Origin of the sequence: Silvanigrella paludirubra, from assembly GCF_009208775.1 — a bacterium.
In the GTDB taxonomy this organism is placed as follows: Bacteria; Bdellovibrionota_B; Oligoflexia; order Silvanigrellales; family Silvanigrellaceae; genus Silvanigrella; species Silvanigrella paludirubra.
Window position 1 is genome coordinate 478025 of sequence record NZ_WFLM01000005.1, and the last position, 6034, is coordinate 484058.

General features: G+C 32.5%; 8 protein-coding genes, 2 tRNA genes and 1 rRNA gene. 2 read left to right on the top strand and 9 right to left on the bottom strand.

Annotation, left to right across the window (positions count from 1 at the left end; genetic code table 11):
• Window positions 1–28: 28 nt before the first annotated feature.
• Window positions 29–190: a hypothetical protein gene (locus tag GCL60_RS15390; RefSeq protein WP_153421559.1), complete on the bottom strand. Its 162-nt coding sequence runs from the start codon at window positions 188–190 to the stop codon at window positions 29–31.
• 289 nt (window positions 191–479) lie between these two features.
• Here GCL60_RS15390 and GCL60_RS15395 point away from each other — a divergent pair, with 289 nt between their 5' ends.
• Window positions 480–1589: an S-(hydroxymethyl)glutathione dehydrogenase/class III alcohol dehydrogenase gene (locus tag GCL60_RS15395; protein ID WP_153421560.1), complete on the top strand. Its 1110-nt coding sequence runs from the start codon at window positions 480–482 to the stop codon at window positions 1587–1589.
• Between the two features lie 18 nt (window positions 1590–1607).
• Window positions 1608–2447, top strand: a complete 840-nt coding sequence (gene fghA, locus GCL60_RS15400; protein WP_153421561.1) for an S-formylglutathione hydrolase — start codon at window positions 1608–1610, stop codon at window positions 2445–2447.
• A gap of 20 nt (window positions 2448–2467) precedes the next feature.
• Here the strand turns inward: fghA and GCL60_RS15405 are convergent, their stop codons facing one another.
• The 8 genes from GCL60_RS15405 to rrf form a co-directional block, all read right to left on the bottom strand.
• Window positions 2468–3304, bottom strand: a complete 837-nt coding sequence (locus tag GCL60_RS15405; protein WP_153421562.1) for an SDR family oxidoreductase — start codon at window positions 3302–3304, stop codon at window positions 2468–2470.
• A gap of 78 nt (window positions 3305–3382) precedes the next feature.
• On the bottom strand, window positions 3383–3889 hold the full coding sequence (locus tag GCL60_RS15410; RefSeq protein ID WP_153421563.1) for a hypothetical protein: 507 nt from the start codon (window positions 3887–3889) through the stop codon (window positions 3383–3385).
• A 420-nt stretch (window positions 3890–4309) separates the two neighbouring features.
• Window positions 4310–4717 carry a 50S ribosomal protein L19 gene (gene rplS / locus GCL60_RS15415; RefSeq protein ID WP_153421564.1) on the bottom strand — a complete coding sequence of 136 codons (408 nt, stop codon included), beginning with the start codon at window positions 4715–4717 and terminating at the stop codon, window positions 4310–4312.
• Between the two features lie 70 nt (window positions 4718–4787).
• Window positions 4788–4865, bottom strand: a tRNA-Pro gene (locus GCL60_RS15420).
• Between the two features lie 15 nt (window positions 4866–4880).
• Window positions 4881–5240, bottom strand: a complete 360-nt coding sequence (gene rplT / locus GCL60_RS15425; RefSeq protein ID WP_153421565.1) for a 50S ribosomal protein L20 — start codon at window positions 5238–5240, stop codon at window positions 4881–4883.
• Window positions 5241–5399: 159 nt separating this feature from the next.
• A complete protein-coding gene (locus GCL60_RS15430; RefSeq protein WP_148698622.1) occupies window positions 5400–5657 on the bottom strand; it encodes a bL35 family ribosomal protein in 258 nt (85 codons plus the stop codon).
• Between the two features lie 162 nt (window positions 5658–5819).
• A tRNA-Lys gene (locus GCL60_RS15435) sits at window positions 5820–5895 on the bottom strand.
• A gap of 18 nt (window positions 5896–5913) precedes the next feature.
• Window positions 5914–6028: ribosomal RNA gene (rrf, locus tag GCL60_RS15440) — 5S ribosomal RNA — on the bottom strand.
• Window positions 6029–6034 lie beyond the last annotated feature (6 nt).

Genomic DNA, 6034 nt, shown 5'->3' on the forward strand with positions numbered 1-6034 from the left:
TTTAAGAGCTTTGTATTCAGCAGCGTTTTTAAAAACATGATATGCATTTTCCATTTATTATTGCTTTCATAAACATAGGAATGGTAGAAGTATGAACTAAACCAGCTGTTAAATTTAAAATTTCTTCAACAGCCGATCCATTTTTATTATTAATTGTTATGTTAGTTCCTAATGTTTTTGAAATTTCCAAACGATTTTCATCTAAATCAACCTGACTGTTTCAAAATTTCCGGCTGTTCTTTCTCTTCTCATTTTTTAATTCCAATATCATAATAAACTAGAGCTTTCATATTTTTCCCAATAAATTAATTTTATATTATAATTAAACTTACATTGACAAAATAGCTAATTTCATAGTTCAATCAAAAACGAACAGACCTGTTACTGATTGTTACGTTTTAAATAATTTATTGATATTTTGCAAACAACTAAATAATTTTAATATTTTTATTTAATCACTATTTGGAGATTATTTTCAAATGAAAACACGTGCAGCTGTTGCCTGGGAGGCAAAAAAAACTTTAGAGATCGAAGAGATTGAAATAGAAAAACTAAAAGAAGGAGAAGTTTTATTAAAAGTTGTTGCATCTGGTGTTTGTCATACCGATGCTTTTACGCTTTCAGGAGAAGATCCTGAAGGTGTTTTTCCATGCATATTAGGACATGAAGGTGGGTGTATTGTTCTAGAATGCGGACCTAGTGTTAAAAATTTAAAACCAGGTGATCATGTTATCCCGTTATACATTCCTGAATGTGGAAATTGTAAATACTGCGAATCTTCTAAAACAAATTTATGTCAATCTATTGCTTCTACTGTTTGGACTGGCTTTATGCCTGATGGAACAAGACGTTTTTCTAAAAATGGGAAATCAATTTATCATTATATGGGCTGTTCTACTTTTTCTGAATATACTGTTATTCCCGAAATTGCACTTGCAAAAATTAATAAAGAAGCTCCACTTGAAAAAGTATGTTTACTTGGTTGTGGAGTTACAACAGGCATTGGCGCTGTATTAAATACGGCAAAGGTAGAACCTGGCTCTACAGTTGCTGTTTTTGGATTAGGAGGAATTGGACTTTCAGTAATTCAGGGAGCTATTATGGCAAAAGCTTCACGCATAATTGCCATAGATGTTAATCCAAATAAACAACAAATGGCTAAATTTTTAGGAGCGACAGATTTTATTAATCCTCTAGAAATAAATGGATCTATTAGTGAATATATCAAAGAAATAACTAATGGCGGTGTAGATTATTCATTTGAATGTATAGGTAATATTCATGTTATGAGAGATGCACTTGAATGTACTCATTTAGGGTGGGGAGTTTCTACGGTAATTGGTGTAGCAGGAGCTGGAAAAGAAATATCAACTCGCCCATTTAATTTAGTTGTAGGAAGAACTTGGAAGGGTACCGCTTTCGGAGGTGTAAAAGGAAGATCGCAATTACCAGATTATGTTAATCGTTATTTATCTGGCGAAATTGAACTTGATAGCATGATAACACATAAGATGCCTTTAGAAGACATAAATAAAGCTTTTGAATTAATGCATAATGGTACAAGTATTAGAAGCGTAATTTTATTTTAATATGTGAGAATAACTAATATGGATCAATTAGAATCTATTAAAGAATTTAATGGTTACTTAAAAAGATTTACTCATTATTCCAAAACATGTAATTCAAAAATGACTTTTTCTATTTTTTTACCTCCAAAAGCAATTCATAAAAAAGTACCTGCTATTTATTGGCTCTCAGGACTAACTTGTTCAGATGAAAATGCAAGAGTGAAATCAGGTGCACAACGTTTTGCAGCAGAGCTTGGTCTTGCTATTATTTTTCCTGATACCAGTCCTCGTGGAGAAAATATACCCGATGCAAAAGACAGATACGATTTAGGTATTGGGGCTGGGTTTTATTTGAATGCAACACAAACGCCTTGGTCTAAATATTTTCAAATGTATAATTATATAGTATATGAATTACCTTCTCTAATTGAAGAATATTTTCCAATATTAAAATCATTTAAATCTATTACTGGACATTCAATGGGTGGACATGGTGCTCTTATATGTGCTTTAAAAAATCCACAAATATTTAGATCTGCCTCCGCATTTGCTCCTATTTGTAATCCAATTAATTCACAATGGGGAAAAAATTGTTTTACAGAATATCTTGGTAATAATAAATCAGATTGGTATGATTACGACGCTACATGTTTAGTTAATAATGGATTTAAAATAGATAATATTTTAATTGACCAAGGACTATCTGATGATTTTTACCATGAAAAACAACTATTACCTGAAAACTTTATTGAAGTCTGTAATAAAATGAATCAACCATTAACATTTCGTTTTCAAGAAGGATATGATCATAGCTATCATTTTATTTCAACTTTTATAGAAGATCATATAAAATTTCATGCATCATTTTTAAATAAATAATTTCAATTTATTTAAAAATTTCATTTTTTTCTTCTTAAAGATTCCCAATCTTCATTTTTCATCGCTTTTAAAAAGTTAAATTCACCTGCTCCTTGTAACCATTCACCACCATCAATAGTAACAACTTCTCCATTAATAAATCCAGCATAATCTGAAACTAAAAATGAAGCCAAATTTGCTAATTCTATATGCTCGCCATGTCTTCCAGTAGGATTTTTACTTTCTAAAATTTTTCCTAGATCTGCATTAGGCACAAGACGATCCCAGGCCCCTTTTGTAGGAAATGGGCCTGGAGCAATGGCATTCATTCTAATTCCGCGATCACCCCATTCGACTGCTAAACTTCTTGTCATCGCCAAGACGCCAGCTTTTGCCATAGCAGAAGGAACTACATATGCCGAACCTGTCCAAGAATAAGTTGTTACTATACTTAAAACGTTTCCTTTTAATTTATTTTGTAACCAGCGCTTTCCACAAGCAAGAGTGACATAAGTTGTCCCATGAAGTACAATATCTAAAACAATGTCTACAGCTCTATGTGATAAATCTTCAGTACGAGATATAAAATTTCCTGCTGCATTATTTAATAAAATATCAATTGGTCCAGTTGCCCAAATATCATCAATCATTTTTTCAACTGCCTGCGGATCTCTTACATCACAAACTTGATAAGATGCTTTATCTTTAAATTTGGAATTAAATTCTTGGCAGGTTTCCTTTAAAACTTCTTCTCTTCTGCCACAGATTACTACATCTGCACCTAAAGTTAAAAAACGTTCGGACATGCTTTTACCAAGGCCAGTTCCACCACCCGTGACTAGAATTTTTTTCGAACTAAGAAGATCTGGAACAAACATAATTACCCCCGATTGAATCTTGAGACTTAAAGATTTTCACCTAGGGAATATAAATGAAGAATATATCTTCAACAATATTTAAGATTTTGAATTTTTATTTAAATCCTCTGTTGAAAATAAAGGCATAATAAAATATCTTTTTGAGTTTTTACAATAATGAATTGTTAAATCATATTTTATGAATGTAATTCGAGCTCTTTGCACTATTTTTTCAAGGCAAATTCTTAAACTTTCTTTCCTATTTAAAGATGAAGTTAAATAATTTTCATAAAAATAACTTAACATTTCCTCTCTAGTCAAACCTGTAGGATACTCTGAAAGAAGCCTCATTAAACGAGCTGGTTCTCGTGAAGATTCAGAAGGGGAGACAAATTCAACATAGCTAAGACAAAGCTTAATCCATCTTTTTGAGGCATATGCAGATTGTGCAACTTCTTTTAATGCCATTTCTAATGGAACTTGTAATTTAGAAAAATATTCGCTTTTTCGATTCAATTTTATTTTTTTCTTTTTACATATTCCAAAACTTAATTCTTGTCTCAATAAACTATTTTTGTTTTTTATATTTAAATCTAAGCTAGTCATAATTACCCAATCATCTTGTTAAATGTGAATCGATTTTAGAAAGATTTAGAAATAAATCTCTCTTAATTGAGTAGTAATGCAAGAACTATGCCAAATTTTTTTTGATATTTTATTTAATGATTTCATGTATATAAAATTATAACTTTTCAAAACTGATATAATAATGACTGATTTTAAATCATTTTTTAAAAAAAACGACTGATTTTCATCCAATAATTTTAAATTAATCAATATTTTTATTATGTTATTTTTTTATAAATGAATTTTTTTTGACTGAATTTCAATCAATATTTAATATGAATGAATTGATGATTTTAGAATTTTAAGATTTGAATATTTTAAAAATTTATAAAAAAAAGAGCCCACAATTTAATGTGAACTCTCTTTTTAAATTCTTTTTAACTTACGAAAAATTGAATTTTATTGTTGTTCGTAGCTCTTAAGTTCTTCAGCAGAAACATAACGGCTAGAAATACGTGCAGCTTTACCACGAAGTTTACGAATATAGTAAATTCTTGAACGACGTACTTTACCGCGTACTTTAACATCAACATGGTCAATAAGTGGAGAATGAACATAGAAGTTACGTTCAACACCAATACCGCCGGAAGACATTTTACGAACTAAGAAAGTAGAATTTGTTGTCCCTTTACGGAAACGAATTACTGTACCTTCAAAAGATTGAAGACGGTATTTAGGAGTTCCGTCTTTTTCAGCACCTTCTTGGATTTTAACCCAAACGCAAACTGTATCACCAGCTTTAAAGCTTGGTAATTGTTTTGCACGCATGTGCATGGATTCAAAAGATTTTAAAATAGGATGTTTCATTAGTATCACCTATAGCGAGAATTGCCTTAAGTCGGTTTCTCTAAAAAAATTCAAAAAAAAATAACCGAAATGGTCGGAGCGACAGGACTTGAACCTGCGACCTCTTGCACCCCAAGCAAGTGCGCTAGCCAGGCTGCGCTACGCTCCGAGTCCAAGACAATAATTACTTAGATAAAGCAGCCATTGACTTTTTAACAAGAGTTGCAAATACAGCATCATCGTGAACAGCTATTTCAGATAGTTGTTTACGATCAAGTGTAATATTTGCTTTTTTCAAGCCATTCATGAATTTGCTGTATGGCAAACCATGGGATCTGGAAGCTGCGTTAATACGTTGAATCCAAAGTGAACGAAAATCACGTTTTTTAACTTTACGGTCACGGTAAGCATAACAAAGTGCTCTACGAACAATTTGAATTGCAGTACGGTAAAGTCTACTACGAGCTCCACGGTAACCTTTAGCTAACTTAAGAACTCTTTTATGACGACGACGAAGTTTAAAGCCACGCTTTACACGAGCCATTGTATGACCTCCTAGAGAATGATGGCGCTGTCTGATTTAGACAAACCTTAGATAGCCATTCATCTGTTTAAAACAAACTTACATATACCAAATCTAACTAAATAGATGAGTGTTTTATGGACTTTTTAATTTCCAAAGGCTTAATGAACAGCCTGATAATTATAATCCGTTAGGAATACAACGAGAAACTAACCTTGAACTTTCAGCACGCATAATTTTAGCTTTTTTCAAGCGATTTTTGCGACTACGGTTCTTAGAACCTGCCAAGTGTTGCTTGCCAACATGTGGAACCTTAACAAGACCAGTTGCTGTTAACTTATAACGTTTAGCAGCAGACTTTTTATTTTTAATCGCCTTGTTAACTTTCCCTTTTGACTTAGCTATTTTGGCTTTAATTTTAGCTTTTGACTTTGCCATACAATAAATCCTTCAACTGAGAAGAGACAAAAAACAGAAACTTCTTATAACACTGCTTCAAATAAAATCAACTATTATCTGTAAAGAAATAAGTAGGATAGTTAGATAATAGACAATAAAAAACCCCGAATAGAATTTCTTCTTTCGGGGTTTTAAATTTAGTGGTGGGTCCGCCCGGATTCGAACCGGGGACCACTTGCTTAAAAGGCAAATGCTCTACCGACTGAGCTACGAACCCACTAAAGGGAAAATTAAAAGGCTGCGCAGAGCTACTCTCCCACACCTAAGGGTGCAGTACCATTGCCGCAGGCGGGCTTGACTTCGGAGTTCGGAATGGGATCCGGTATTTCCCCGCCGCAATCAGCACAGCCAAAACT

Coding starts and splice junctions, on each gene's coding strand:
- GCL60_RS15405 (WP_153421562.1), bottom strand. CDS start 3,304: ATGTTTGTTCCAGATCTTCTTAGTTCGAAAAAAATTCTAGTCACGGGT.
- rplS (WP_153421564.1), bottom strand. CDS start 4,717: ATGAAACATCCTATTTTAAAATCTTTTGAATCCATGCACATGCGTGCA.
- GCL60_RS15410 (WP_153421563.1), bottom strand. CDS start 3,889: ATGACTAGCTTAGATTTAAATATAAAAAACAAAAATAGTTTATTGAGA.
- rplT (WP_153421565.1), bottom strand. CDS start 5,240: ATGGCTCGTGTAAAGCGTGGCTTTAAACTTCGTCGTCGTCATAAAAGA.
- GCL60_RS15395 (WP_153421560.1), top strand. CDS start 480: ATGAAAACACGTGCAGCTGTTGCCTGGGAGGCAAAAAAAACTTTAGAG.
- fghA (WP_153421561.1), top strand. CDS start 1,608: ATGGATCAATTAGAATCTATTAAAGAATTTAATGGTTACTTAAAAAGA.
- GCL60_RS15430 (WP_148698622.1), bottom strand. CDS start 5,657: ATGGCAAAGTCAAAAGCTAAAATTAAAGCCAAAATAGCTAAGTCAAAA.